Origin of the sequence: Novosphingobium sp. UBA6272 (genome assembly GCF_002440635.1) — a bacterium.
GTDB lineage: Bacteria > Pseudomonadota > Alphaproteobacteria > Sphingomonadales > Sphingomonadaceae > Novosphingobium.
On record NZ_DJUW01000026.1, the window covers coordinates 199,639 to 224,444 of the forward strand.

Consider the following 24,806-nt stretch of genomic DNA (forward strand, 5'->3'; position numbering starts at 1 on the left):
CATGGCCCGTTTCCTAATCGTCGAAGCCCGTTTTTATGACCACCTCAACGACATGCTGGTCGATGGCGCGCGCGCCGCACTGAAGGCGGCGGGGCACCAGATCGATGTCATCACCGTGCCCGGCGCGCTGGAGATTCCCGGCGCGATCGCGCTGGCCGAACAGTCCGGCGCCTATGACGGTTTCGTCGCGATCGGTGTGGTAATCCGGGGCGAGACCTATCACTTCGAGATCGTCGCCGGTGAAAGCGCCCGCGGGATCATGGCCCTGACCATGGACGGCATCGCCATCGGCAACGGCATCCTGACAGTCGAGAACGAGGAGCAAGCGCTGGTCCGCGCCGATCCCAAGCAAAAGGACAAGGGCGGCGAAGCAGCCAAGGCCGCGCTCGCACTGCTCGCCTTGAAGGAGAAGTTTGCATGAGCCGCCATCCTTCGCTTGCCGGCCTCAGACTTGTCCTGGGCGGCAATGTCTTCGGCTGGACGGCCAACCTGGACACCAGCTTCGAAATCCTCGACGCATTTTATGAGGCCGGCGGGCGAATGGTCGATACGGCCGAGGTCTATTCGGCCTGGGTTCCGGGCCACAGCGGCGGCGAAAGCGAAAAGGTGATCGGCGCCTGGATGAAGGACCGCGGCGTGCGCAAGGACATGCGGATCGCTACCAAAACCGGCTGGGGCATGGAACACGGCGACCTCAACCCTGCCACGCTGGGCACCCGCCTGACCGGTTCGCTGGAGCGGCTGCAGACCGACTACGTCGATCTCTACTATGCCCACCGCGATGATCCGAAGACCCCGCAGGACGAAGTCGTCACGGCATTTTCCGCACTGATCGCCGAAGGCAAGGTGCGCGAGGCGGGCGCGTCAAACTTCACCGAGGATCGCCTGCGTTCCGCGATCGCTGCTGCCAAGGCCGCCGGGGTACGCGGCTTCACGGTCCTGCAGAACCAGTTCAACCTTCTGGAACGTGGCGATTTCGATGACAGCTATCAGAACTGCTGTGTGGTGAGTGACATCGCGATGCTGCCGTATTTCGGCCTTGCCAGCGGCTACCTGACCGGCAAGTACCGCAAACCCGCCGATTTCGAGCGCTTTGTCCGGGGCGACAGGGTCAGGAAATACCATGACGGCCACGGCCCTGCCCTGCTCGCCGTGATGGACCGGATCGCCAAGGAATGCGAAGCGACGGTGGCGCAAGTTGCGTTAGCCTGGCTGCTCGACCAGCCCGGAATCGCTGCTCCGATTGCCAGCGCGACCACTGCCGACCAGCTCGATGAATTGGTCGAAGCCGTCGATATCGAACTTATGCCCGACCAGATCACCCAGCTGAACAAGGCTGTCCCGCAGGTGTGATCGTCAGCGCTTCACTGCTGATGCTTGCATCGGGCGCGGCGCATGCCGTGGTCAACGCGATCCTCAAATCCGGTGGCGACAAGATGTCGAGCCGGGCGCTGATTGACGGATCAAGCGCACTCCTGATCCTGCCGCTGGTATTTGTGGTGCCCCTGCCCCACGGCGCCTGGACCTGGTTGCTGGCCTCGTTTGCTGTGCACCTGGTTTACCTGATTACCGTGATCAAGGCCTTCGAAGGCGCGGACATGAGTGCGGTCTATCCGGTCATGCGCGGGACCGCGCCGGTACTGGCAGCACTGGCATCGGTTTTTTTGCTGGGCGATCCGATCAGCCTGCCGGTGGCGTTGGGCATCGGCCTGGTTAGCGCCGGAACCGCGTTGGTCGCCTGGTGGAACACGCCCGACAAGCGCGCGCTGGCCTGGGCCCTTGCAACCGGTGCAACGATTGCCGCCTATACCGTGATCGACGCCAAGGGGGCCCGGGCTGCTCCGTCTGCGCTCAGCTATATCGTCTGGGTATTCCTGATGCTGGGGTTCGGGGTCGGGGCGATATTTGCGCTGTGGCGCGGTCCGCGTTTCCTTGCCGCGGCGCGCAGCGAGTGGAAGCCGGGGCTGATCGCCGGTGCGCTGTCGATTGTCACTTATGGCCTGGCGCTGTGGGCCTATCGATTGGGCGATGTGCCGCGCCTGGCCGCCTTGCGAGAAAGCTCGATCCTGTTCGGGGTGCTGATCGCCTGGCTGTTCCTGAATGAGCGGATCGGAAAGGCAAGGGTGCTGGGAGCCGGGCTGATCGCCAGTGGGGCGGCAATGCTGCTGGCCGCAGCGTGACCGCCAGTTGGACCTTGCAGGAAGGCAACCGGACGCGCATGTTCTGCTCAGGTTGAACGCAGCATTCCTGAACGTGTCAATAGGGAGAGGGCAAATGAAACTCACAAACTCTATCATCGTACTCGTTGGAACATTGTTCAGCGCTGCCCCAGCGCTTGCCGCGAGCGACTATCTGCTCGAAATTGAAGGCATCAAAGGCGAAACGAAGGCAGCGCCGATGCCGGTCGACGATTGGTCGTTCAGGGCCTGCAACGCCGGTCAATGCACAAAAATCGTCGCCCCGCGCGATTCCGCCAGCGGGCTGGCCACCGGCAAGACCGACGGCAAGGGCAAGCCAAGCAGCACCAGCTGGGATCTGGCGACCAACAAGGGCGCCCGCACGGCTGGCGGGGTCAATGTCGCGGTCGGTGATGTCGATGGCGATGGCCGGGCCGATCTGGCTTTCGCCGGCGCTCAGAATGAAGTCAGCAACCTGTCATTCACCTTCCAGAAGATTACTGTCGAATGGCGCGGTGTCTGCAACGGCAAGCATTTCGACAAGGCGACCTTGCGCTCCAGCAGCACCGGCGACCTCTTTGAGATCACCGATGCAACAGTGACCTGCTTATCCGGCCCGCGCCAGACCAGCGGACGGGCAGCAGTGTGCTCGGCGGCCGACTGCGATCTGGCCGGTCCGGTTACGATGACCATTACCGGCGGCCAGATGAAGCATACCAAAACCGGTCACGTCACCCTGCTCAAATAGGCTGGCACTTGTCGCCGCGGCGCGCAGGATCAATTGCGGCAAAGCGCTCTGCACTTGGCGCAAGCCGCCGATCGAGCACAATCCCCTTGTCCGATGGCGAGATCACGACCTTCTCACCGGCCGGGGTCGCCTGCCCTTCCCGCGCAAGGACAAAACGAATGCCTTGCGGGTTGATCGCACTGTCGAACACCGCGATGTTGTCGGTATTGGCAGCGAAGACCGAGATCGAGACATAGCCATTGTCCGGACTGGGCTGCGCTTCGATCAGCAGCGGCCCGCCGGACAGGTCATAGGCGCAGCTGGAATAGGCCAGATCCGGCGACGGTCGCACCACCCCACGCGAATTCTGCGTGGTACGCGGCCCGAAGTAGAATTGGTTGATCAGCTTCCCATCCTGCGAAATACGCTTCATCGCGATATTCATCAGGAAGTGCGGCGTGACGTAAACCAGTCCGACATGGCCGACGGCCGCCGCCACGGCGAACAGCAGCGCGAGCTTGACCGGACGCTTCATGCCTTGCCTCCACATTCAAGCCGCGTCACCGTTGGCATCGGGATCGCGGCGAAATTAGTCTGGGCGGACTTGCTTGGCTGGTAGATCCGCAAGGTGATGTCGAAATTCCCGGCCTTGCGGGTTGAGGCCCAGGCCCCTTCCGCCGGTTTGGTTGCAGAAAGCACGCCGGTCCATTTCCCCTGGGCATCGGGCTGCACTTCGGTGGCATCGAACGACAGCGCATCGTCATCGTTGAGCGGCAGGTAGTTGTCCGCGGCATAAACCGTGATCGACCACCATTGGCCCGGCATGGCTCCGCCGTTGACCCGGTAGTTGCAATCTTCGCGCAGCGGCTGCCCGCCATCGTCGGTCTTGCGGGTGAAGTAGATCGCCTGGCTCTTGTTGAGCGCCAGCAATCCGCTGATCGCAACGCGCGCACGCAGCCACGGCCCGGCATCGGTCGATCCAGTTACGGAACTTCCATACCAGCCCGAATAGTTCTGCCCGCCCATCCCGCCGGTGATCGCCCACCAGCCGCTGAGCAGCCCGACCATCAAGCCCCCGGAAATGGTGGCAGCGACAGCCCAGCGCGATGGTTTCTGCAGATCAGCCAAGGTCCATGAACTCCTTCAAGCCATAGGGCTGGTAAGGCCCGATGATCAGTTGCTCGAACACGCCAAAACCCGCGCCATGTTTGTCCGAAACCACCCGGCAGGGCAGCTGGACGTGATAATTGTCCATCGAACCCGGGTTGCACTGTTCAAGACCGAAATCCTCGCGCTCCACCACCAGCGGGCCGTGCCACAGGCCATGGTTCCACTTGGGGGAAGTATAGCCCAGCCCCCGCATCTGGAACCGTCCGACCGGCTCGAAGGTCAACGTCTCCGGTCCGTCCTGACCTTCGATAACCAAGGTGCCCTTCTCCGGCCAGCGGGTGCCCGTGGTGAGCGGCGATGCCATCTCACCATCGGTGTCGATCAGCGCGGCGGCATCGGCGCCGTCGGGTGCGATGACCGCGCGGGTGTTCCACTTGTTGCCCTTGGCATCCGCGTTGACGTGGAAGAACACACTGCGATCCGCGAAATTGAGCGGGGTCCACTGCCAGAAGAAGCCAGGGATCACCCCGGTGCCGTGCGGCTGCTCGTCACGCGTACCGACCGGGCGCACGCCCCAGCTGCGATCGCGGGTGCCGACCGTGCCAGGGGCACAATCCTGCCGGTCGCCATCGATCTCGATCCAGCCGGTATAATGGCCGTTCTGGGTCAGCCGGGTATAGTCCATGAAGGTGCGCGGCCCGATCCGGTGGATGAAGCGCGGCTCCTCGATCGGAAAGGCCCGGCCGGTGAAGGTCACGTCGGCCTTCAGCCCCTCACCATCGACCACCACCCGCAGCATCTTCAGCGGCTCGATGATCTCGATCCGGATCGGCCCGACAGCCGTGTCCATCCGTTCCATCCCCAGCTCGCGGCTGGCATGGAGATTGTACTGCACCCCGTCGCGGATCGCGCAGAAATGCGCGTCCATGATGTTGAGATGCGGATAGACCCCCAGCGCCGCAGCGAAGAAGCCTGAGCCATCGGGGGCATAGCCATTGAAGAAATAGCGATCGTAGAAGTTCCGGTCGGTCCCCGCATAGGCCACCGGTTCCGGTGTCTGATGCAGCGGATAGTCGTCGCCCCTGGTCAGGACCATCGGATCAACCTTTCAGTTTGGCCATGCTGCCGTGTTGCAGCGCCAGCGCGCAGCCCCCCCTGGCCATGGAGAGGAAATTGGCATCGCCGCGCTCGGTACGCTCGACATAGGCGGCGCTGAATACGGCGGTGGAAATACCGTGGATCGCGCCCAGCACGTAATCGTCCCAGATCGCGTCGCGGCTGAGCGGCACGCCGCGACCGGTCATTTCTTCGCAGTAGAGATTGAGCAGTTCGTCCTCATGCGCACGCCGGAGCCTGTCGCCGATCCCGGTGCCAAGGAAATAACCGATATCGAGAAGGGGGTTCCCGGCAGCGACCGTCTGCCAGTCGAGCACGGCGATTTCCTCTGCCCCGCCCTTGATATCGAACAGCATATTGTCGAGCCGGAAATCGCCGTGGATAATCGATCTCGGCCCGCCCTGACGACCAAACCATTGATCGCGGCCCTCGTTCAATTCCTCGCAAAGCGCCATGAATTCGGGCTCGAGCAGTTCGCCATAGCGTTCACGGAAGATCACCTGAGCATTGCCGTAAAGCGCCTTGACCTGATCAACGTGGCCTTCCCTCGGATGTAGCCATTCGATCCCGGTCAGTGCCTCATTGTTCCAGCTCGGGGCATGGATCGCCGCAGCCTGGCGAATTCCGGCCCGGGCATCGGCGGCGGAGCAGGAAGCGAGCTGGTTGCCGCCGCGGGCCGGACCAAGGTCTTCGAACAACAGGATGAAATCGACGGCGTCGTCTGCGATCTCAGCCGCGAAGACACCGGGAACGCGCACCCCCAGTTGCGGCGCGATCTCTCGGTAGAAGCCAACTTCCTTGGCGTAGAGTCCGAATGCAGCTGCCGTGCCACGGCTCATCGCATCGGCAGCAGGGAACTTGCCTGCGACAGTCGCGGGCCCGGCACCTGCGCATTCGTATTCTAGATGGAACCGGGCGCTGTCTCCAACCTGTCCAGTGCCGATCGGTTCCCAGCGTACACCCTTGACACTCGCTCCATCGATCTGGCCCGCCAAACGCAGCATTTCCGTCATCCACGCGGGCGAAACGTCTGCTGGATGCGTTGGGAACCCGGCCATGCCCTCTCCTCGTTCTCTTCTTAATCGTACGATTAATCAGTCCCGACCTTACTTGGCAACCTGGAAGCAACCTTAACTTGGCGAATTTCAGCAAGTATTTGTTCGCAAGGCGATCTATGCGCCTCGTAGAACAAGGGAAGCAAACCGGTGCCTGAATCAGAAGAGACTCCAACAGGAGTCGAGCTCGCCTCACACTGGGCGGGTGACAAGCCTTTGTCCAATACGCTGCTGCACGCCTTGATTGCCCGTCATGCGCCGGTGATTCACTTTCACCCGGAAGAAGCCTATTTCCCATCAAGCGTTGAATGGTATCTAGACCGCGCCAATCTGATCCATGGCGCCACTGGGCAGCCATTGATCTGGCATCCCAGTCTTGCCCAGCTCCCCACGGACGCAGCCGATCCGGCAAACCCCGAACGGCTGTGGCTGAGCTTTGACGAGAAGCTCGCCGGGCCGGCGCTCGAGCCGCACATTGCCCCGCAAGACGATCCCCGGCGCGGGGATCCCGATCATGCCCCGGCCTATGTCCGCGCGGTCCATTTGCCCGATCAGGGCGTAACCGACCTGCAGTTCTGGATGTTCTATCCCTACGACGGTCCAGGCCTTGCGCGGGTCCGCCCGGTTGAACTGGGGGCGACCCGCGCCGACCAGGTACTTAGCCTGTGGCCCGGCGGCATGCACGAGGCCGACTGGGAACTGGCGGTGATCCGGATCGATCATGCCACGCTGGAGCCTTGCGGTGTGATCCTTTCGCAACACCGCGATGGTGACATGCATCTCGGGCCCGATGCCATGGCCCGGCTGGAGCGCGACGAGACCGGCCGTATCCAGCTCTATTCCTCACTCTATGGCCATGCCACCTATGCCCATGTCCACGAACGCACGCTGTTCTACCTGTGGCGGCCATTCGTCCATATCGGAATCGAATTGGGGCTGGTCGACCGGATCGAACGCGGACGGACCTGGAACCTGGGCGATCCGCTTAACCACGTGCTGATTTCAACCTCATGGAAAGACCCGGTGGTTCGCGAACCGTCATGGCTGCGCTTTCCCTATCGCTGGGGAGCCTATGCGCCCAAGGGCGGACGCTTTTCGCGCCAGCTGGTCGACGGCGCCAAGGCCCTGATGGAGGGGCGGATGGCAACGACCGTGTTCCTGCTTCATCTCGTTACGCTGGGACTTACGGCGATCCTGTTCGCACTCGCGCCGCTGCTGCTGGGCGGCGGGGCCGGCGCGCGGCTGATGGGCACGGTGGCTGACAATTCAGGACCGGTCGGCCCGATGTGGCAGCCGGACAAATGGAACGGCAATTATGGCTTCTCCGGCCCGCCGCAGCCGGTCGACTGGCGCAAGGACGGACCGGCCTGGGCCCGGCGCCTCACTGGCTTCAGCAACGCTTTGTTCCACCCGCCGCTGCGGGTGGTGAGCGCGCTGCTTGGCCTGATCTTCGCGCCGATCCTGCCGAAGAGCTGAGCTCTCAGCGCTCGGGCAGGTGGTAGCCCACCGAAACGCCCGGCCCCACCGGAAGGTCCAGTGCCACCCAGCCTGCGGTCAGCGCCATTCCCGCCAGATAATAGGCGATCGCTATCGGCAGTGTCGCCGAAAGCAGCGAGCCAAGCCGGAACGAGGGGACGAAGCGTTGGCAATAGATCAGCGCCAGAATGAAGTAGGCGTTGAGCGGCGAGATCAGGTTGGTCACCACATCCCCCACCCGGTAGGCTGCCGTGGTCATTTCCGGCGAGACGCCCAGCAGCATCAGCATCGGCACTGCAACCGGGGCCATCGCGGTCCACTTGGCCGAGCCCGACGCGATCAGGAAGTCGAGCCAGGCCGAGGCCGAAGCAAGCAGCGGCAACAGCAGCGCTGGCGGCGCATCCAGGTCGCGCAACGCGGCCGCGCCCTCGATCGCCACGATCGGCGCAAGGTTTGACCAACCGAACATCGCCACGAAATGCGCGGCGAAGAAGGCCAGCACGAGGTAGGGAATCATCCCTTCCAGACCCTTGCCCATCATCGTCACCACCTCGCGGTGCGTCGAAATCGTCCCGGTGGTCCGGCCATAAACCCAGCCTGCAATCAGCATCAATCCGCTCAGCAGCGGCACGGTTGCGCGGTAGAACGGCAGGATCCGCTGTGCCGGTTCCGCCTTGGCATCGTAAAGCGGCGCATAGGCGGGGAGGTAAATCAGGGCGAGCACCGTCGCCACAAACAGGACCAGCACCATGCCGGCCCGCTTCAGCGCCTTTTTCTCGATCGCGGTGAGCGGCTCCGGCGGCTCATAGCTGCCGTCTTCGTGCCCCTGCCACGAACCCAGCCGTGGCCCGACCACCCGCTCGGCCAGATACCAGCCGATCAGGATATAGGTCACGGCGATCGCGATCATGTACCACCAGTTGCCGAACGGGTTCATCTCCCACTGCGGATCAAGCAGCCGCGCACCGGTCTGGGTTATCCCGAAAATCAGCACGTCGTACTGACCGGGCAGGAGGTTGCCGACCAGCCCGGTGCAGCAGCCGACGTAGCCCAGGATGCAGCCAAGCAGCGGATTGCGACCCGCCGCCGCGAACATCATCCCGGCCAGCGGCACGAAGACGATATAACCGAAATCGAAGGCATGGATTGTCAGCATGCCGAGCAGGATCGTCGCGGGCACCAGTAGCCTCTGCGGCACACTTTGCATCATCCGGCGCAGCAGCGCGGGAAGCAGCCCGGAATGCTCGGCCACCCCTGCCCCCAGCATGATCGTCAGCGCGAAGCCCAAGGGCGTGAAGCCGGTATAGGTCTTGGGAACCTCGGTCAGGAGCTGGCGCATCAGCTCTTCGGAGAACAGGCTTCTGGCGGCAAGCACTTCCCCGGTCACCGGGTTGGTCACGCTCCAGCCCTGCGCGGCGGCGAGCGCCGAGACCAGCATCAGCACAACGATGATTGCCACGAAGATTGCAACCGGATCGGGCAAGGCATTGCCCAACCGCTCGACCCGGTCGAGAAACCGGTTCTGCCAGCCGTCCTGCCCGCGCCTGTCCGTATTGGTCGCCATAGTTCCCCCTGGTCGCGACCCAGAGGCGAACTATGCGCGAATTACAGCGCCATGCAATTCAAATCGTTGACCTGTTCAGGCGAGCCGGCCGAAAGCTCCTGCCCCGGCATACCGCGCCGCATCACCCAGCTCTTCCTCGATCCGGATCAACTGGTTGTACTTCGCCAGCCGGTCCGAACGGGCAAGCGAGCCGGTCTTGATCTGGCCGCAGTTGGTGGCAACCGCCAGGTCGGCGATGGTTGCGTCCTCGGTTTCGCCCGAACGGTGCGACATCACTGCGGTATAGCCATGGCGATTGGCGATGCTGACCGCGTCGAGCGTTTCCGACAGCGAGCCGATCTGGTTGACCTTGACCAGCAGCGAATTCGCCAGACCCTTTTCGATGCCCATGGTCAGGCGCTTGGGATTGGTCACGAACAGATCGTCGCCGACCAGCTGGACCTGGTGACCGATCTTGTCGGTGATCGCCTTCCAGCCTTCGAAATCGTCTTCGCCCATGCCGTCTTCGATCGAGACGATCGGATAGTCGGCGCACAGCGCGGCGAGGTAATCGGCCATTTCAACGGGGCTGAGCGAGAGGCCTTCGCCGCTGATCTCATACTTGCCGTTCTTGAAGAATTCGGTCGCGGCACAATCGAGCGCCAGCTTGATCTCGGTCCCGGCCTCGAAGCCGGCCTTGGCGATCGATCCCATGATGAAATCGAGCGCGGCGCGGGTGCTGGAAAGGTTCGGGGCGAAGCCGCCTTCATCGCCTACCGCGGTAGCCAGGCCCTTGTCGTGCAGGCCCTTCTTCAGCGTGTGGAAGATCTCGCTGCCCCACCGCACCGCTTCGGCCAGGCTCGGCGCGCCAACCGGCATGATCATGAATTCCTGGAAGTCGATCGGATTGTCGGCATGCTCGCCGCCGTTGATGATGTTCATCATCGGCACCGGCAGGACGTGGGCAGAGACGCCGCCGATATAGCTGTAAAGCGGCAGACCGCGGGCATTGGCCGCAGCCTTGGCCACTGCCAGCGAGGTGCCAAGGATCGCATTCGCACCCAGCCGGGCCTTGTTCTCGGTCCCGTCCAGTTCGATCATCAGTGCGTCGATATCGCGTTGATCCTCCGCATCGAAGCCCAGCAGCGCATCGCTGATTTCGCTGTTCACGGCCTTGACCGCCTTGAGCACGCCCTTGCCGAGATAGCGCTTCTTGTCGCCGTCGCGCAGTTCGACCGCTTCATGGGCGCCGGTCGAGGCGCCCGAAGGCACCGCCGCGCGGCCGAACGAACCGTCGTCGAGCAGGACGTCGACTTCGACGGTCGGGTTGCCCCGGCTATCGAGGATTTCACGGGCATGGATGTCAATGATCGCGGTCATGGCGCAGCACCTTCCTGGCGGATATATCGCGAGGCTCCTTAGCAGTGCCGTAAGGTCAGGCAACATGCATTGCATTGCAACGCAGCATTTTGCCACGCATAAGGGGAACTTGCAGATCGCCGTGCGCGTTACCACATGAGTTCAAGGGCCCGCATCGGGGGCTAGATAAGGAAATACTCCATGGCCAAGACCACCAAGGAAACCGTCAAGACCACTGCCGCGAAAAAGCCCGCTGCGACCAAGGCTTCGGCGGCACGAAAGCCCGCCGCCAAAGCCTCTGCGGCAACCGGCGAAGCCAAGGTCAAGTTCGCCAAGGCGATCGAGGAAGCCAAGGCCGGCGCCCAGGCACTGGCGAGCGAAGCCCAGACCCGCGCGCACAAGCTGTCGCAGGACGCCCAGGCCAAGGCCGGCGCCTACAAGGACCAGCTCACTGCCCGAAGCGGCGACTGGGCCGATGAAGCCAAGGATCTGGCCGATCAGGCCAAGGTCCGCGCGGGCGACCTCGCCAAGGAAGGCAAGGCCAAGACCAGCGATGCCATTGCCAGCCTGGGCAAGATTGTCGCCGACAATGCCGGGACGATCGACGAGAAGCTCGGCGCCAAGTACGGCGACTATGCCCGCACCGCCGCCCGTTCGATGCAGGAAACCGCCGCCAAGATCGAAGCCAAGGACCTGAACGAGCTGGGTGACGACGCCAAGGAATTCGTGCGCAAGAGCCCGGCGCTGGCGCTGGGAATCGCGGCGGTCGCCGGCTTCCTGCTTTCGCGCCTGTTCAAGGGCGGTTCCAACGAAGCCTGAGCGCGGCTACCACCGCGGTCATGGCCGATGAATCACCACCCCTGATCGAAGAGGATGCGGCCGAGCGCTCGCTGGTTGCCGACGTGCGGCAACTGGTCGAGGATGGCCGCACCTTGCTGGAAGCCGAACTGGCTTATCAAAAGAGCCGCGCCATGGTCGCCGGGCAGGCTGCGAAAGGCGTTGCCGGATGGATGGCGCTGGCCCTGGCGCTGCTGTTCTTTGCCTTGATGGCGCTGGTGCTCGGGCTGATACTCACGCTCGTCCCGGCGCTTGGTGCGATCTGGGCGACGGTGGCGGTGGTGCTTGGGCTGCTGGCGATGGGTGCATTGTCCGGATGGGTTGCGGTGCGCCGTTGGCAACGCGCCGCCGCGCTGATGGCCGAGCCGGAGAAAGGGTCGTGAGCGACGCTGAAGGTCGTTTTTCCGCTGATCGGGGGAACCGCAATGCCGCGCGCGGGTTGTTCGACCGGCGCCTGGCCAGGGTCAAGGAAGACCTGGCGGCCCGTTCGGTCCCGCAGCGGATCAAGGCCAAGGCCCAGGACGAAGTATTCAAGGCGGCCGATCTGGCGATTGATGTCGCGAAAGAAAGCAAAGGCATTATTGCCGCTTCGGCCGGGGCAATCGCGCTTTGGGTGTTTCGCGAACCGCTGATCCGCAGCTTCGGCGGCTGGTTCGCGAAATCCCCGGTTCAGGAACAGGACGATAGTGCCGACGAAACGAACCAACTGGAGCATGACTCGTGAGCGAGACCGACGAAAAGCGCGACCGGATCCGGACCCGGATTGAGGAATCGCAGGAACGCCTTTCGCGCGAAAGCAGCGCGTTGCCCGCCTTGCCTGTGCGCCGGGCCCCCGCCGATGCCTATCCGCCGGAAGACTGGCGCGGGCTGGCGAACGAGCATCCCTGGTTGCTGGTCGCCGCCGGAGCCGGGATCGGCCTGCTGGCCGGTGCCTTGCTGCCCAAGCGGGCCGGATCGAAGACCGCATCGCGCGCGCTGGGCCTGGCTGCTGCCGGGGCCGAACTGGCCATCGCGCTCAGCCGCAATGCCCGCGAAGCCGCCAGCGACGGCGCCCGCGAAGGCCTCACCCGGCTGGATGACAGCACCGCCCCGTTGCGTCGCCGGGCCGGTGAAATGGCTGGGTCGGCCTCGCGCAACGCTCGCAGCACCGGGGTGCGGCTGGCCGGCGAAGCGGTAAAGCTGGCCGCTCGGCTCAGGAAGTAGCTCTGCCTAAGACTTAGGTGGCACTTGCCTTAGGGAATGGGCGCGATTATGCGGCGCCTTTCCTCCCTCCCAGGTGTTACCAACGATGAGCGAACAGAAACTTCACCTTGTTTTCGGCGGGCGCGTCAAAGACCCGCAGACGCTGGATTTCGTCGATCTTGAAAGCATGGACTATGTCGGGATGTTTGCCGACTATGCCAGCGCCGAAGAAGCCTGGCGCAGCGCCGCGCGGCGGACAGTCGACGATGCCGAAATGAAATATGTGGTGGTCCACCTGCACCGCTTGCTCCAGCCCGATCTGCTGAAGCGCTGAAACGAAAAGGCCCCGGATTTCCGGGGCCTTTGTTTGTCAGACGAACTCGATCTTCTGGACCAGATAGGACCGGTCTCCGGCCGGGACCGTCACCTCGATCTCGTCCTCCACCCGGCGCCCGATCAGGGCCTTGCCCAGCGGCGAGTTGTAGCTGATCCGGCCGATCCGGGCGTCTGCCTCGTATGGGCCGACGATCTGGTACTTCACCGGCTTGTCGTCATCATCCAGCAGGGTCACGGTGGCACCGAAGATGATCCGGTCTCCCGAAAGCGAAGTCGGATCGACGATCTGCGCGCGGCTGACCTTGTCCTCAAGATCGGCGATCGACATTTCGACCTGCCCCTGGCGCTCTTTCGCGGCATGGTATTCGGCGTTTTCGGAAAGATCGCCATGGGCGCGCGCTTCTTCGATCGCGTCGACGATCCTGGGCCGCTCTTCGCGCAGCGCCCTCAGCTCGGCAATCAGGCGTTCATAGCCTTCCGCCAGCATCGGCAGCTTTTCGACACTCGCCATCGTTCCTCGTCCTCCTGCCGCACCCTCCGCAGCGACTAGAACCCTGCCCCGTGCCGCATCCGGCTACGGGCCTGTCCAGTCGCGATGTGGGGAAAGCGCGATTGATCAGTGGCTATAATAGTCCTGCAATGATCGCACTTCAAGGCTGGTGTGCCGCAATGCAGCAATCGCCTGCGCCGCCGCGACCGAAGCGGCCGCGGTGGTATAGTACGGAACCTTGCCCGTCAGCGCCGAAGCGCGGATCGATTGCGAGTCCTTGTGGCTCTGCCAGCCCTCGGTGGTGTTGAAGATCAGCGCCACTTCGCCATCGATGATCCGGTCAACGATATGCGGGCGGCCTTCGGCCACCTTGTTGACCCGTTCGACCGGCAGACCGGCCTCTTCAAGATAGCGCTGGGTCCCGCCTGTGGCGATAATGGTGAAGCCGAGTTCGACCAGCTGGCTGACCGCCGGCAGGATCACCTGCTTGTCACTGTCCTTGACCGAGACGAACACCACCCCGCCATCGGGCAGGCGGGTGCCGGCGCCGAGCTGGCTCTTGGCGAAGGCCACCGCAAAGGTATCGTCGATCCCCATCACCTCGCCGGTCGATTTCATCTCCGGCGAAAGCACCGGATCGACCCCGGGGAAGCGGGCAAACGGGAACACCGCTTCCTTGACCGCCATGTAATCGAACTCGCGCTTGAACGGCGGGAAGGTGCTGAGCTTCTCCCCGGCCATCACCCGCGCCGCGATCTTGGCCACCGGCTGGCCGATCGCCTTGGCGACGAACGGCACGGTCCGGCTGGCGCGCGGGTTGACCTCGATCAGGAAGACTTCGCCGTCCTTGACCGCAAACTGGATGTTCATCAGCCCCTTGACGCCCAGCGCCAGCGCCAGTGCCTCGGCCTGGCGCTCCATCTCGGCGATGATCTCGGCCGGGAGGCTATAAGGTGGCAGGGTGCAGGCGGAATCGCCGGAATGGATCCCGGCTTCCTCGATGTGCTGCATCACCCCGGCAACCACGACCTGATCCCCGTCGCACAGCGCATCGACATCGCATTCGATCGCATCGCGCAGGTACTGGTCAATCAGCACCGGGCTGTCGCCCGAAACCGAGACCGCCGTATTGATGTAATTGTCGAGCTGCGCCTCGCTGTCGACGATTTCCATCGCCCGACCGCCGAGCACATAGCTGGGCCGCATCAGCACCGGATAGCCTATCCGATTGGCCACCGCGACTGCCTCGTCGCGGCTACGGGCGATGCCGTTTGCGGGCTGCTTCAGGCCGAGCTTGTTGACCAGCGCGGCAAACCGTTCGCGGTCTTCGGCGAGGTCGATTGCATCGGGCGAGGTGCCGAGGATCGGGATCCCGGCATCTTCCAGCACCTGCGCCAGCTTGAGCGGGGTCTGCCCGCCGAACTGCACGATCACTCCCACCAGAGTACCGTTCTGCTGCTCTACCCGCAGGATTTCCAGCACGTCCTCGCCGGTCAGCGGCTCGAAATAGAGCCGGTCGGAGGTGTCATAATCGGTGCTGACCGTTTCCGGGTTGCAGTTGATCATGATGGTTTCATAGCCCGCCTCTTCCAGCGCGAAGCAGGCGTGGCAGCAGCAGTAGTCGAACTCGATCCCCTGCCCGATCCGGTTGGCTCCGCCGCCCAGGATCACGATCTTCTGGCGGTCGCTCGGCGCGGCTTCGCACTCCGGCGCGCCGAACAGCGGGCCTTCGTAGGTCGAGTACATGTACGGCGTCACCGCCTCGAACTCGGCGGCGCAGCTGTCGATCCGCTTGAATACCGGGTAGACGCCGAGTTTGGTGCGCAGCGCGCGGACCTCTTCCTCGGTGGTCGCCCCGGCCATCGCCCGCAGCGCATCGTGGAGCAGGCCCGAGCGCCGCGCGGCCAGCGTTTCGCCCAGCCCGCCGGCAACATGGACTCCGCGTACCGCCAAAATCGCCAGGCGCTTGTCGGAAAAGCCCATCGCCTTCAGCCGCCGCAGCCCGGCCGCATCGTTGGGCAGGCCGTTCTCCATGATCGCCTCTTCCTCGGCGATGATCTCGGCGATGTGGCGCAGGAACCAGGGATCGAAATGGGTGATCGCCTGGACTTCCTCAATCGTGAAGCCTTCGCGGAAGGCCTGGGCCACGATCAGGATCCGGTCGGGCGTCTGCTTTGACAGCGCCTCGACCACGGCCTCGCGCCCGCGGCCTTCCAGCCACAGCACGCGGTTGAACCCGTCGAGCCCGGTTTCCAGCCCGCGCAGCGCCTTCTGGACCGATTCCTTGAAGTTGCGGCCGATCGCCATCACCTCGCCGACCGATTTCATCGCGGTGGAAAGCAGCGGCTCCGATCCCTTGAACTTCTCGAAAGCGAAGCGCGGGATCTTGGTGACGACATAGTCGATCGTCGGCTCGAAGCTTGCCGGGGTCGCCCCGGTGATCTCGTTGGTGATCTCGTCGAGCGTATAGCCGACCGCCAGCTTGGCCGCGACCCGGGCGATCGGAAAGCCGGTGGCCTTCGATGCCAGCGCCGAACTGCGCGAAACACGCGGGTTCATCTCGATCACGATCAGCCGGCCGTCTTTGGGATTGACCGCGAACTGTACGTTCGAACCGCCTGTTTCGACGCCGATTTCCCGCAGGACCGCGATCGATGCGTTACGCATGATCTGGTATTCCTTGTCGGTCAGCGTCAACGCCGGGGCGACGGTGATCGAATCCCCGGTATGGACCCCCATCGGGTCGAGGTTCTCGATCGAGCAGATGATTATGCAGTTGTCGTTGCGGTCGCGGACGACCTCCATCTCGTACTCTTTCCAGCCGAGCAGCGATTCCTCGATCAGCACTTCGGTGGTGGGCGAGGCATCGAGCCCGGTGCGGACGATATGCTCGAATTCGGCCTTGTTGTAGGCCACGCCGCCGCCCGTGCCGCCGAGGGTAAAGCTGGGGCGGATGATCGCCGGCAGGCCGGTGCGTTCGAGCACCGCAAAGGCCTCGTCGACGTTGTGGGCAATGCCGCTGCGCGCCGATTCCAGCCCGATCTTGGTCATCGCTTCGCGGAACCGCATCCGGTCCTCGGCCTTGTCGATCGCATCGGCATCGGCGCCGATCATCTTGACCCCGTACTTCTCCAGCGTGCCATCGTTGAACAGCGCCAGCGCGGTGTTCAGCGCGGTCTGCCCGCCCATCGTCGGCAGCACCGCATCGGGGCGCTCCTTCTCGATGATCCGGGCAACGATCTCGGGCGTGATCGGCTCGACATAGGTCGCGTCGGCCATGTCCGGATCGGTCATGATCGTGGCGGGGTTGGAGTTGACCAGGACCACCCGGTACCCCTCTTCCTTCAGCGCCTTGATCGCCTGGGTTCCGGAATAGTCAAACTCGCAAGCCTGGCCGATGATGATCGGGCCAGCGCCGATGACGAGGATCGAGGAGATGTCAGTGCGTTTGGGCATTTAGCTCTACTTTGCTAATTGAACTGCGAAAGCCCTTCCCCCTGGGGAAGGGTTGGGATGGGGGTTCGGCGCTTGCTTGAAAGGTGAGAGCCCCCACCCCCACCCCTCCCCTCGGGGAGGGGAGCTTGAAGGAGAGTTTGAGTGGCTGAGAAGCGCTTGACCGGCATCGCGCGCAAGCTGCGGCGCGACATGACCGATGCCGAACGGCGATTGTGGACGCACCTGCGCGCCAGTCAGCTTGAAGGGGTGAAATTCACGCGGCAATATCCGATCGGCGACTTCGTGGTCGATTTCGCCTGCCGCTCCGCCAGGCTGGCCATCGAGCTCGACGGCGGCCAGCATGCCGACAACCCCGCCGACGATGCCCGCACGCAGGTGATCGAGGCGCACGGCTACCGGGTAATCCGCTTCTGGAACAACGATGTCCTGCAGAACACCGACGGCGTGCTGATCGCGATCCTCGAAGAACTGAAGATCGCTAGAAATCGCACTTGAGCCCCCAGCTTTGACGCAACCATAGCCCCTTTCCTTGAGGGGGAGCGAAGCTGGCGCGAAGCGCCAACGGGTTGGGGATGGGTGTACCACGCCGGACTGGCAGCGCTGCCCCTTCACCGCCGAACCCCCATCCCCAACCCTTCCCCAAGGGGAAGGGAGCTGACGAGGTTCGAGGATATGTCAGTGCATTTGGGCATGTAAGGTCACTTATAGAGGTCGATAAGGGCTACAAAAAGGGCGGCGACTCCCGCTAGGGCAGCCACCCTTTGCACGATCTGCCAGATCAAGTCCGCAGGAGGGTCTGGCGCATCAGCAAGAGCATGTATTGCCAAGACATATGCTCTCGCCTGAGATTTCTCTTGATTGCTAATGTTCGATTTCTCAACGGCATCATCGACGACGGAAAGGGCCATCCTCAGCCTAACCAGTGCCTCTCCGCTTAACGTCCCTTCAGTTTGAAGGCCGGTCCACGATGCGCTGTTGACCTTCAGTTCAGGATGACGCTCATCGTCTAGTGGCGGTTCAACATCCATCCAGCGGAAGCTACTTTGTGGACTATCGACGCCAATATCGACAAGGAACTGTGCCCCGTCTGGCGGTACCCTTGCTTTTGAATAACTCCAGTCGGCATCCCTTGGTCCCAATTTTTTCTCAACGCTGTGTCCATCTCGAATTAACAAGGTTGCCTCGCGTATTCCATCTTCAGTAAGGCCGATTGCGATACTCTTATTTCGATCATCATAGATCGATGGTCTTACGTACCCGTAGTCCAAAGAGCTTTGAATCAATCTATCTAGTTCATCACCAAACATAAACGAGTCACGAAGAACGCTGACTGCGACACTCCGCTGATCAGACTGTCCCTGTTCATATAGCATCGCTACCAGTAGTTCACGGACGGCAATGCTGGACTCCCTATTCACCCCAACATCCCCACAAACCGCTCAAACAGATAGAACGAGTCCATCGGCCCCGGGCTCGCTTCCGGGTGATACTGCACCCCGAAGGCCTTCTTGCCCTTGATCGCGATGCCGCAGTTGCTGCCGTCGAACAGCGAAACGTGGGTCTCCACCACGCCGTCGGGGAGGCTCGCATTATCGACCGCGAAGCCGTGGTTCATGCTGGTAATCTCCACCACGCCATCTTCCAGCCGCTTGACCGGGTGGTTGGCGCCGCGGTGGCCCTGGTGCATCTTGGTGGTCTTGGCCCCGGCGGCGAGCGCCAGCATCTGGTGGCCGAGGCAGATCCCGAAGACCGGAATGTCGCGTTCGAGCAGGCCCTGGATCACCGGCACGGCATAGGTGCCCGTCGCAGCCGGATCGCCCGGACCGTTGGAGAGGAACACGCCCGCCGGCTTCAGCGCCAGCACTTCGTCCAGCCCGGTATTGCCCGGCACCACGGTCACCTGCGCCCCGGCATGGTCAAGGCTGCGGAAGATGTTGTCCTTGGCCCCGAAATCCAGCGCCACCACGTGCGGTGCTTCGACAAGCTCAGCATGAGCGCGTTTCCAGCGAGAACGGGCATAGCCCTTGCCCAGCGCCCATGTGCCGCCTTCCCAGTCCTGCTGGGCCGAGCGTGAGACCACGCGGGCGAGGTCCATCCCTTCCAGCCCCGGCCATTCCTGCGCGCGCTTCAGCAGTGCGGGAATGTCGAACCGGCCATCGGCACTGTGCGCAATCACCGCGTTGGGTGCGCCCGACAGGCGGATCCGGCGGGTCAGCGCGCGGGTGTCGATCCCGGCCAGGCCGATCTTGCCCTTGGCCGCCAGCCAATCGCCAAAGGTGCCGGCGGCGCGGAAGTTGCTCGGTGCGGTAACGTCTTCGCGGACCACGCAGCCGATCGCGCCATCGACGTGGCTTTCAACGTCTTCCTCGTTCACGCCGACATTGCCGATGTGCGGGAAAGTGAAGGTGACGACCTGCCCGGCATAGGAGGGATCGGTCATGATCTCCTCATAGCCGGTCATCGAGGTGTTGAAACAGACTTCGCCCACCGCAGCGCCTTCCGCGCCAAAGCCCTTGCCCCAGGCGACGTGCCCATCGGCGAGCACGAGGACTCCCGTCGCGCCAGCTGGTTGCTGCGCGTGCGAGGTGGCGGCGTCGGCCATGAAGGGGCGCTCCGTTTGGTTGGTTTCCAGCAATGTCGCTAAGGCACCGCCGCTAGACCCCATGCCCCCCACCGTCAACCTATGAAAACCGGATTCTTTGGGCTAGGTTCCAACTTTCCCCAACTGCAAACCTATTCGAAGGAAAACCATGCTCCGCGACTCGATCAAGTCTGCGCAGGTCGCTGCGATGAAGGCCGGCGACAAATCGCGCCTCGCCGCCGTGCGCCTCATCCTGGCCAAGCTGAAGGACAAGGATATCGAACTGCGCACCGCCGCCGCTGTGCCCGATGACGACGTGCTGGTGGTCGATGTCCTCCAGAAAATGGCCAAGCAGCGCCGCGAATCGATCACGCTTTACGAACAGGGCGGGCGCCAGGAACTGGCCGAGGTCGAAAAGGCCGAACTGGCGGTGATCGAGGAATTCCTGCCCCAGCAGATGGGCGAAGACGAGGTAAAGGCCGCAATCGCCAGCATCATCGCCGAAGTGGGCGCCGAGGGCATGAAGGACATGGGCAAGGTCGTCGGCGCGCTGAAAGCCAAGCATGGCAGCCAGATCGACATGGGCAAGGCCAGCGGGCTGGTGAAGGGGGCGCTGAGCTGAGGCTCGGGATCGATATTCTCTCGCAAAGGCGCAAAGGCGCAACGATGTTCCTCAAGCCGCAGGCTTGCGATTGATCTTAACGGCTCGGCCAAGCGCGACGGCAAATCGGGAATGCGGCTTCGCCACCTTGCGCGACATCTTAGCGCCTTTGCGCCTTTGCGAGAGCAATTATCAGCCTCGATTTCCCCGCCCACCGCTCGACTTATCGCCCAACACGCGCAATAGAAGACCATGACCCTCACCCCGCAATGGCTTGATGAACTGCGTGCCCGGGTGACGCTGTCCAGCGTCATTTCCCGGACCACGCGGCTGACCAAGGCGGGGCATGAGTTCAAGGCCTGTTGCCCGTTCCACAACGAGAAGAGCCCCAGTTTTACCGTCAACGACAGCAAGGGCTTCTATCACTGCTTTGGCTGCGGCGCGCATGGCGATGTGATCCGCTGGATGACCGACCAGCGCGGACTCGCCTTCATGGATGCGGTCAAGGAACTGGCCAGCGAAGCCGGGATGGAAGTCCCCGCCCCCGATCCCCGCGCGGCGGCCAAGGCTGAACAGCAGGCCGGGCTGCACGAGGTGCTGGCGGCGGCGCAGGATTTCTACCGCGCGCAGCTCGATACGCCCGAAGGCGCGAAGGCGCGGGCCTACCTCGCTTCTCGCCGGTTCGATCCGCACACGATGGAGCGGTTCGGCTTCGGCTATGCCCCCTCCGGCCGGCAGGCACTTAAAGCCGCGCTGAAGCAGTTTCCCGAGGCGATGCTGATCGAAGGCGGCATGCGCATCGCGGTCGATCCTGAAACAAGTTCAGGACGGGCTAAGGAACCCTACGACCGCTTCCGCGACCGGTTGACCATGCCGATCCACGATGCCCGCGGCCGGGTGATCGGGTTCGCTGCGCGGATCCTCGATGCCGACAAGAAGGACGCGCCCAAGTACCTCAACTCGCCCGATACCCCGCTGTTCGACAAGGGCCGCACGCTGTTCAACCTGCATCGCGCCGGGCCGGCCAGCCGCCAGAGCGGGCGGATCGTGGTGGTCGAAGGGCAGATGGACGTGATCGCGCTCGCCGCAGCGGGGATCGAGGAAGCCGTCGCGCCGATGGGCACCGCGCTGACCGAACGGCAGCTCGAGATGCTGTGGCGGCTGGTCGAGACCCCGATCCTGTGCTTCGACGGCGACGCCGCCGGCCAGCGCGCCGCCATGCGCGCGATCACCCGCGCCCTGCCAATGCTGCGCCCGGCTCACAGCCTGAAGATCGTGCGGATGCCCCCGGGCATGGACCCCGACGACTTGATCAAGCGCGACGGTGTGGCCGCACTGGAAAACCTGCTCTCCAATCCCCGCTCGCTGCTCGACCAGCTATGGGAGCACGAGCGCGATGCCCTCCCCCTCGCCAGTCCCGAGGACAAGGCCGGGCTGAAGGCGCGGCTGATGGCCCATGTCGAGATGATCGCCGACAGGGATATTCAGGCGCTATATCGGCGCGAACTGAGCGACCGGTTCTCGTCCTTCGCCTTTCCCCAACGCGAACGGCGCGAGTGGAAGCCGGGCGTGCGCGGCAAGGCGCCGGTCCAGCGCAGCGATCCGGCAATGATGGCGCGGCTGCGCAAAAGCACGGGTTCGCGCGATGCTCTGTCGGCCGCGGTACTGGCCGGATTGATGCGTTTTCCGCAGGAATTGGCGCGCCACGGCGATGCCCTGGCCCATGCCGACCTCGCCGATCCGCGTTTCGCCGCGCTGGTTGATGCGCTCGATGCGGGCGAAGCGCTTGAAACCGGGCATATGTCCACCATATTGGCAGCTCGGGGACTCGCTGTCCCGGACCCTGTGGAATATGCCTCGCTGCGTTTCGGCTTTTTGGCTGACGATGCGGAACCGGATCTGGCCCGGGATAGTTTGGCTCAGGCGATCGGCCTGCTGGTCGAGCGTCCGGCGCTGGAAGCGGCCCTGGCAGAGGCTACCACCCGGTTCGAGCGCGATCTGTCCGAGGGGGCCTACGCAGAGCAGCAGCGATTGCTGAAGAGAAAACTGGAATTCGATGCGCGCTTGCGGCAAATGGCCAGCGCGCGGACCGCCGCCCTTGACGGGGCGGCCACTCAAAAGACGGCGGAATGATGGACGAAGACGATATCTCGGGTGGCGAAAAGGACGGCGGCGATGCGCCGCTGATCGACCTTAACGAAGCCTCGATCAAGAAGCTGATCGCGCGCGCCAAGCGGCGCGGCGTGATCACAATGGACGAGCTTAACGAGGCCCTGCCCCAGGACCAGATGACCACCGACCAGATCGAGGACATCATGTCCGCGATCAGCGAGATGGGCGTCAACATCGTCGAAAGCGACGAGGATGCGGTCGATCCGGACGAGAAGGAAGTCGACGAGATCGACGAGCCCGATTCGGGCGCGGCCGAGCGTCCCGACTTGATAAAGAAGAAGGAAACGATCGACCGCACCGACGATCCGGTGCGGATGTACCTGCGCGAAATGGGCGCGGTCGAACTGCTCAGCCGCGAAGGCGAAATCGCCATCGCCAAGCGGATCGAAGCCGGCCGGGACACGATGATCCTGGGCCTGTGCGAAAGCCCGATCACCTTCCATGCGATCATCCAGTGGTCCGAAGCGCTCAACGCCGGCGAAATGCAGCTGCGCGAAATCCTCGATCTCGACGCGATGCTTTCGAAGGAGCCTGCGCCCGAAAACCTGACCGAAGACGGTGAGGAAGCAGGCGACGGGGAAATCACCGAAGCAACCGCCGGCCCCTCCTACAAGGAGGAAGAGGACATCGAGGAAGAAGAAGCGGCCGACGGCGAAGAGGACGAGGACGGCATTGAACGCCGCGCCCGCCGTCCGGTCGAGGAAGAAGAAGAGGACAACACCCTCTCGCTCGCCCAGATGGAAGCCCAGCTCAAGCCGCACGCGCTTGAAAAGTTCGCCGAAATCACCGCGCTGTTCAAGAAATTCGAAAAGATCCAGAACGATCGGCTCGAAGTGATGGCCGGCGGCGGGGCCTTCTCGCCGACCAAGGAAAAGAACTACCAGCAGCTCCGCGAAGACCTCACTGCGCAGGTAGAAAGCGTGCAATTCCATGCGACCAAGATCGAGTATCTGGTCGACAACCTCTATGCCTTCAACCGTCGCCTGACCGCGCTGGGCGGGCAGATGCTGCGGCTGGCCGAACGCCACAAGGTCAACCGCAAGGACTTCCTAGACAGCTATGTCGGGCACGAGCTCGACGATGCCTGGCTGGCCGCGCAGGCCAGCAAGGACAAGAAGTGGGCCGCTTTTGCGGATCAGGAAGCCGACGCGGTCGAACGGATCCGCGCCGAGGTTTCGGATATCGCTTCAGCCACCGGCATGGCGCTCACCGAATTCCGCCGGATCGTCAACATGGTCCAGAAGGGCGAGCGCGAAGCGCGGATCGCCAAGAAGGAAATGGTAGAAGCGAACCTGCGGCTGGTGATCTCGATCGCCAAGAAATACACCAACCGCGGCCTGCAGTTCCTCGACCTGATCCAGGAAGGCAACATCGGGCTGATGAAGGCGGTCGACAAGTTCGAATACCGCCGCGGTTACAAGTTCAGCACCTATGCCACCTGGTGGATCCGCCAGGCGATCACCCGCTCGATCGCCGATCAGGCCCGCACGATCCGCATCCCGGTCCACATGATCGAAACGATCAACAAGCTGGTCCGCACCAGCCGCCAGTTCCTCCACGAGCAAGGCCGCGAGCCTACCCCTGAGGAAATGGCCGAGCGCCTCTCGATGCCGCTCGAAAAGGTCCGCAAGGTGATGAAGATCGCCAAGGAGCCGATCTCCCTCGAAACCCCGATCGGGGACGAAGAAGATTCGCACCTCGGCGACTTCATCGAGGACAAGAACGCGGTGATCCCGGTCGATGCGGCGATCCAGGCCAACCTCAAGGAAACGGTCACCCGCGTGCTCGCCAGTCTGACACCGCGCGAAGAGCGCGTACTGCGCATGCGTTTCGGCATCGGCATGAACACCGATCACACGCTGGAAGAAGTCGGCCAGCAGTTCTCGGTCACCCGCGAACGTATCCGCCAGATCGAAGCCAAGGCGCTTCGCAAGCTCAAGCACCCAAGCCGGTCAAGGAAGATGCGTTCGTTCCTCGATCAATAAGCCCAATCGCACCGGTGGAAGCGTGTCTATCGCTCCGCCGGTGCAATTTCCCATCAGGATTGCGAATAGTGCGTGGCCCGCGCTGGCCTTGGCGCGCCCTCGCGACTAAGGGGGGCGCGAACGATTCTCACCAATAGCGGGGCCCGCCCAGCCATGCGCATCGCCATTGCCTCAGATCATGCCGCTGTCGACCTCAAGGCCGAGCTGCGCGAATACCTGATCGGGCTGGGCCACGAGGTTGCCGACCTGGGTCCGGAAACCGCCGACCGGGTCGACTATCCCGATTATGGCTACAAGCTGGCCGCAGTGGTCGCCGATGGGACCGCCGAATATGGCGTGGCGTTGTGCGGCAGCGGGATCGGGATCTCAATCGCGGTCAACCGCAACCCCTCCTGCCGGGCCGCGCTGGTGTCCGAACCGCTGTCGGCCGCCCTCGCCCGTGAACACAACGATGCCAATGTCATCGCCATGGGCGCGCGGCTGACCGGCAGCGACATGGCCAAGGCCTGTCTCGACGCTTTCCTTTCGACCCCCTTCGGTGGCGGCCGCCATGCTGGCCGCGTCGCCAAACTGACCAACCCTTCCTGCTGAGGAGCACCCCCC

25 protein-coding genes are annotated in these 24,806 nt (G+C 63.4%); 15 read left to right on the forward strand and 10 right to left on the reverse strand.

Translation table 11 applies throughout. From position 1 onward, the window contains the following. Position 1: 1 nt before the first annotated feature. From ribH to B2V17_RS12345, 4 genes are all read left to right on the forward strand, one after another. The gene (gene ribH / locus B2V17_RS12330) at positions 2–421 is read left to right on the forward strand and encodes a 6,7-dimethyl-8-ribityllumazine synthase (protein ID WP_292998099.1); all 420 of its coding nucleotides are present in this window, start codon (positions 2–4) and stop codon (positions 419–421) included. Beyond that, positions 418–1,353, forward strand: a complete 936-nt coding sequence (locus tag B2V17_RS12335) for an aldo/keto reductase (protein WP_292998101.1) — start codon at positions 418–420, stop codon at positions 1,351–1,353. The genes ribH and B2V17_RS12335 overlap by 4 nt, the downstream gene beginning before the upstream one ends. Beyond that, positions 1,350–2,180: a DMT family transporter gene (locus B2V17_RS12340; RefSeq protein WP_292998103.1), complete on the forward strand. Its 831-nt coding sequence runs from the start codon at positions 1,350–1,352 to the stop codon at positions 2,178–2,180. The genes B2V17_RS12335 and B2V17_RS12340 overlap by 4 nt, the downstream gene beginning before the upstream one ends. A 94-nt stretch (positions 2,181–2,274) precedes the next feature. Further along, positions 2,275–2,925 carry an FG-GAP repeat domain-containing protein gene (locus B2V17_RS12345; protein ID WP_292998105.1) on the forward strand — a complete coding sequence of 217 codons (651 nt, stop codon included), beginning with the start codon at positions 2,275–2,277 and terminating at the stop codon, positions 2,923–2,925. Here B2V17_RS12345 and B2V17_RS12350 read toward each other — a convergent pair. Genes B2V17_RS12350 through B2V17_RS12365 form a run of 4 tightly spaced genes read right to left on the reverse strand, consistent with a single transcriptional unit; the run spans position 2,918 to position 6,188 of the window. Continuing rightward, entirely contained in the window at positions 2,918–3,439 is a 522-nt protein-coding gene (locus B2V17_RS12350; protein WP_292998107.1) for a DUF1254 domain-containing protein, read from the reverse strand. The genes B2V17_RS12345 and B2V17_RS12350 overlap by 8 nt on opposite strands. Further along, positions 3,436–4,032, reverse strand: coding sequence for a DUF1214 domain-containing protein (locus tag B2V17_RS12355; RefSeq protein ID WP_292998109.1), 597 nt, complete (start codon positions 4,030–4,032; stop codon positions 3,436–3,438). The genes B2V17_RS12350 and B2V17_RS12355 overlap by 4 nt, the downstream gene beginning before the upstream one ends. Continuing rightward, complete coding sequence (locus tag B2V17_RS12360) at positions 4,025–5,110, reverse strand: hypothetical protein (RefSeq protein ID WP_292998111.1); 1,086 nt, start codon at positions 5,108–5,110, stop codon at positions 4,025–4,027. Before B2V17_RS12360 ends, B2V17_RS12355 begins: the two co-directional genes overlap by 8 nt. Before the next feature lie 4 nt (positions 5,111–5,114). Beyond that, positions 5,115–6,188, reverse strand: a complete 1,074-nt coding sequence (locus B2V17_RS12365; protein ID WP_292998113.1) for a phosphotransferase — start codon at positions 6,186–6,188, stop codon at positions 5,115–5,117. 147 nt (positions 6,189–6,335) lie between these two features. Between B2V17_RS12365 and B2V17_RS12370 the strand changes: the two genes are divergently transcribed. Then, positions 6,336–7,661 (forward strand): Vps62-related protein, encoded by a 1,326-nt coding sequence (locus tag B2V17_RS12370; RefSeq protein WP_292998115.1) that lies wholly within the window; start codon positions 6,336–6,338, stop codon positions 7,659–7,661. Positions 7,662–7,665: 4 nt separating this feature from the next. Here the strand turns inward: B2V17_RS12370 and B2V17_RS12375 are convergent, their stop codons facing one another. After that, positions 7,666–9,225, reverse strand: coding sequence for an AbgT family transporter (locus B2V17_RS12375; RefSeq protein WP_292998117.1), 1,560 nt, complete (start codon positions 9,223–9,225; stop codon positions 7,666–7,668). A gap of 75 nt (positions 9,226–9,300) precedes the next feature. Next, a complete protein-coding gene (gene eno / locus B2V17_RS12380) occupies positions 9,301–10,584 on the reverse strand; it encodes a phosphopyruvate hydratase (protein ID WP_292998119.1) in 1,284 nt (427 codons plus the stop codon). Between the two features lie 180 nt (positions 10,585–10,764). Between eno and B2V17_RS12385 the strand changes: the two genes are divergently transcribed. From B2V17_RS12385 to B2V17_RS12405, 5 genes are all read left to right on the forward strand, one after another. Then, positions 10,765–11,382 carry a hypothetical protein gene (locus B2V17_RS12385; protein WP_292998121.1) on the forward strand — a complete coding sequence of 206 codons (618 nt, stop codon included), beginning with the start codon at positions 10,765–10,767 and terminating at the stop codon, positions 11,380–11,382. Between the two features lie 20 nt (positions 11,383–11,402). Then, a complete protein-coding gene (locus B2V17_RS12390) occupies positions 11,403–11,783 on the forward strand; it encodes a phage holin family protein (RefSeq protein ID WP_292998123.1) in 381 nt (126 codons plus the stop codon). Further along, the gene (locus B2V17_RS12395) at positions 11,780–12,124 is read left to right on the forward strand and encodes a hypothetical protein (RefSeq protein WP_292998125.1); all 345 of its coding nucleotides are present in this window, start codon (positions 11,780–11,782) and stop codon (positions 12,122–12,124) included. The genes B2V17_RS12390 and B2V17_RS12395 overlap by 4 nt, the downstream gene beginning before the upstream one ends. Then, positions 12,121–12,603, forward strand: coding sequence for a DUF883 C-terminal domain-containing protein (locus tag B2V17_RS12400; RefSeq protein WP_292998127.1), 483 nt, complete (start codon positions 12,121–12,123; stop codon positions 12,601–12,603). The genes B2V17_RS12395 and B2V17_RS12400 overlap by 4 nt, the downstream gene beginning before the upstream one ends. Positions 12,604–12,688: 85 nt before the next feature. After that, positions 12,689–12,916, forward strand: coding sequence for a DUF4170 domain-containing protein (locus B2V17_RS12405; RefSeq protein ID WP_292998129.1), 228 nt, complete (start codon positions 12,689–12,691; stop codon positions 12,914–12,916). A gap of 36 nt (positions 12,917–12,952) precedes the next feature. On the opposite strand, the gene greA is transcribed toward B2V17_RS12405, so the two are convergent. Both greA and carB read right to left on the reverse strand, forming a co-directional pair. Further along, a complete protein-coding gene (gene greA, locus B2V17_RS12410) occupies positions 12,953–13,429 on the reverse strand; it encodes a transcription elongation factor GreA (RefSeq protein ID WP_292998131.1) in 477 nt (158 codons plus the stop codon). 105 nt (positions 13,430–13,534) lie between these two features. Continuing rightward, a complete protein-coding gene (gene carB / locus B2V17_RS12415; RefSeq protein WP_292998133.1) occupies positions 13,535–16,864 on the reverse strand; it encodes a carbamoyl-phosphate synthase large subunit in 3,330 nt (1,109 codons plus the stop codon). A gap of 141 nt (positions 16,865–17,005) precedes the next feature. Between carB and B2V17_RS12420 the strand changes: the two genes are divergently transcribed. Continuing rightward, positions 17,006–17,359, forward strand: a complete 354-nt coding sequence (locus B2V17_RS12420) for an endonuclease domain-containing protein (protein ID WP_292998135.1) — start codon at positions 17,006–17,008, stop codon at positions 17,357–17,359. Positions 17,360–17,562: 203 nt separating this feature from the next. Here B2V17_RS12420 and B2V17_RS12425 read toward each other — a convergent pair whose 3' ends face one another. Together B2V17_RS12425 and carA are read right to left on the reverse strand one after the other, a co-directional pair. Beyond that, positions 17,563–18,237, reverse strand: coding sequence for a hypothetical protein (locus B2V17_RS12425; protein WP_292998137.1), 675 nt, complete (start codon positions 18,235–18,237; stop codon positions 17,563–17,565). A gap of 41 nt (positions 18,238–18,278) precedes the next feature. Next, positions 18,279–19,466 carry a glutamine-hydrolyzing carbamoyl-phosphate synthase small subunit gene (gene carA / locus B2V17_RS12430; protein WP_292998139.1) on the reverse strand — a complete coding sequence of 396 codons (1,188 nt, stop codon included), beginning with the start codon at positions 19,464–19,466 and terminating at the stop codon, positions 18,279–18,281. A 148-nt stretch (positions 19,467–19,614) separates the two neighbouring features. Here carA and B2V17_RS12435 point away from each other — a divergent pair, with 148 nt between their 5' ends. The 4 genes from B2V17_RS12435 (at position 19,615) to rpiB (ending at position 24,794) form a co-directional block, all read left to right on the forward strand. Next, positions 19,615–20,067, forward strand: a complete 453-nt coding sequence (locus tag B2V17_RS12435; RefSeq protein ID WP_292998141.1) for a GatB/YqeY domain-containing protein — start codon at positions 19,615–19,617, stop codon at positions 20,065–20,067. A 231-nt stretch (positions 20,068–20,298) separates the two neighbouring features. Further along, on the forward strand, positions 20,299–22,179 hold the full coding sequence (gene dnaG / locus B2V17_RS12440) for a DNA primase (protein WP_292998143.1): 1,881 nt from the start codon (positions 20,299–20,301) through the stop codon (positions 22,177–22,179). Next, entirely contained in the window at positions 22,176–24,203 is a 2,028-nt protein-coding gene (gene rpoD, locus B2V17_RS12445; RefSeq protein WP_292998145.1) for an RNA polymerase sigma factor RpoD, read from the forward strand. The genes dnaG and rpoD overlap by 4 nt, the downstream gene beginning before the upstream one ends. Before the next feature lie 153 nt (positions 24,204–24,356). After that, positions 24,357–24,794: a ribose 5-phosphate isomerase B gene (gene rpiB / locus B2V17_RS12450; protein ID WP_292998147.1), complete on the forward strand. Its 438-nt coding sequence runs from the start codon at positions 24,357–24,359 to the stop codon at positions 24,792–24,794. The last annotated feature ends 12 nt before the right edge of the window (positions 24,795–24,806 follow it).

Bases quoted from the DNA above. Each gene is read 5' to 3' on its own strand.
- dnaG (WP_292998143.1), top strand. From the start codon at position 20,299: ATGACCCTCACCCCGCAATGGCTTGATGAACTGCGTGCCCGGGTGACG.
- B2V17_RS12345 (WP_292998105.1), top strand. From the start codon at position 2,275: ATGAAACTCACAAACTCTATCATCGTACTCGTTGGAACATTGTTCAGC.
- B2V17_RS12365 (WP_292998113.1), bottom strand. From the start codon at position 6,188: ATGGCCGGGTTCCCAACGCATCCAGCAGACGTTTCGCCCGCGTGGATG.
- eno (WP_292998119.1), bottom strand. From the start codon at position 10,584: ATGACCGCGATCATTGACATCCATGCCCGTGAAATCCTCGATAGCCGG.
- B2V17_RS12360 (WP_292998111.1), bottom strand. From the start codon at position 5,110: ATGGTCCTGACCAGGGGCGACGACTATCCGCTGCATCAGACACCGGAA.
- B2V17_RS12350 (WP_292998107.1), bottom strand. From the start codon at position 3,439: ATGAAGCGTCCGGTCAAGCTCGCGCTGCTGTTCGCCGTGGCGGCGGCC.
- carB (WP_292998133.1), bottom strand. From the start codon at position 16,864: ATGCCCAAACGCACTGACATCTCCTCGATCCTCGTCATCGGCGCTGGC.
- B2V17_RS12375 (WP_292998117.1), bottom strand. From the start codon at position 9,225: ATGGCGACCAATACGGACAGGCGCGGGCAGGACGGCTGGCAGAACCGG.
- B2V17_RS12425 (WP_292998137.1), bottom strand. From the start codon at position 18,237: ATGCTATATGAACAGGGACAGTCTGATCAGCGGAGTGTCGCAGTCAGC.
- B2V17_RS12435 (WP_292998141.1), top strand. From the start codon at position 19,615: ATGCTCCGCGACTCGATCAAGTCTGCGCAGGTCGCTGCGATGAAGGCC.
- B2V17_RS12390 (WP_292998123.1), top strand. From the start codon at position 11,403: ATGGCCGATGAATCACCACCCCTGATCGAAGAGGATGCGGCCGAGCGC.
- carA (WP_292998139.1), bottom strand. From the start codon at position 19,466: ATGGCCGACGCCGCCACCTCGCACGCGCAGCAACCAGCTGGCGCGACG.
- rpiB (WP_292998147.1), top strand. From the start codon at position 24,357: ATGCGCATCGCCATTGCCTCAGATCATGCCGCTGTCGACCTCAAGGCC.
- greA (WP_292998131.1), bottom strand. From the start codon at position 13,429: ATGGCGAGTGTCGAAAAGCTGCCGATGCTGGCGGAAGGCTATGAACGC.
- ribH (WP_292998099.1), top strand. From the start codon at position 2: ATGGCCCGTTTCCTAATCGTCGAAGCCCGTTTTTATGACCACCTCAAC.
- B2V17_RS12335 (WP_292998101.1), top strand. From the start codon at position 418: ATGAGCCGCCATCCTTCGCTTGCCGGCCTCAGACTTGTCCTGGGCGGC.
- B2V17_RS12405 (WP_292998129.1), top strand. From the start codon at position 12,689: ATGAGCGAACAGAAACTTCACCTTGTTTTCGGCGGGCGCGTCAAAGAC.
- rpoD (WP_292998145.1), top strand. From the start codon at position 22,176: ATGATGGACGAAGACGATATCTCGGGTGGCGAAAAGGACGGCGGCGAT.
- B2V17_RS12385 (WP_292998121.1), top strand. From the start codon at position 10,765: ATGGCCAAGACCACCAAGGAAACCGTCAAGACCACTGCCGCGAAAAAG.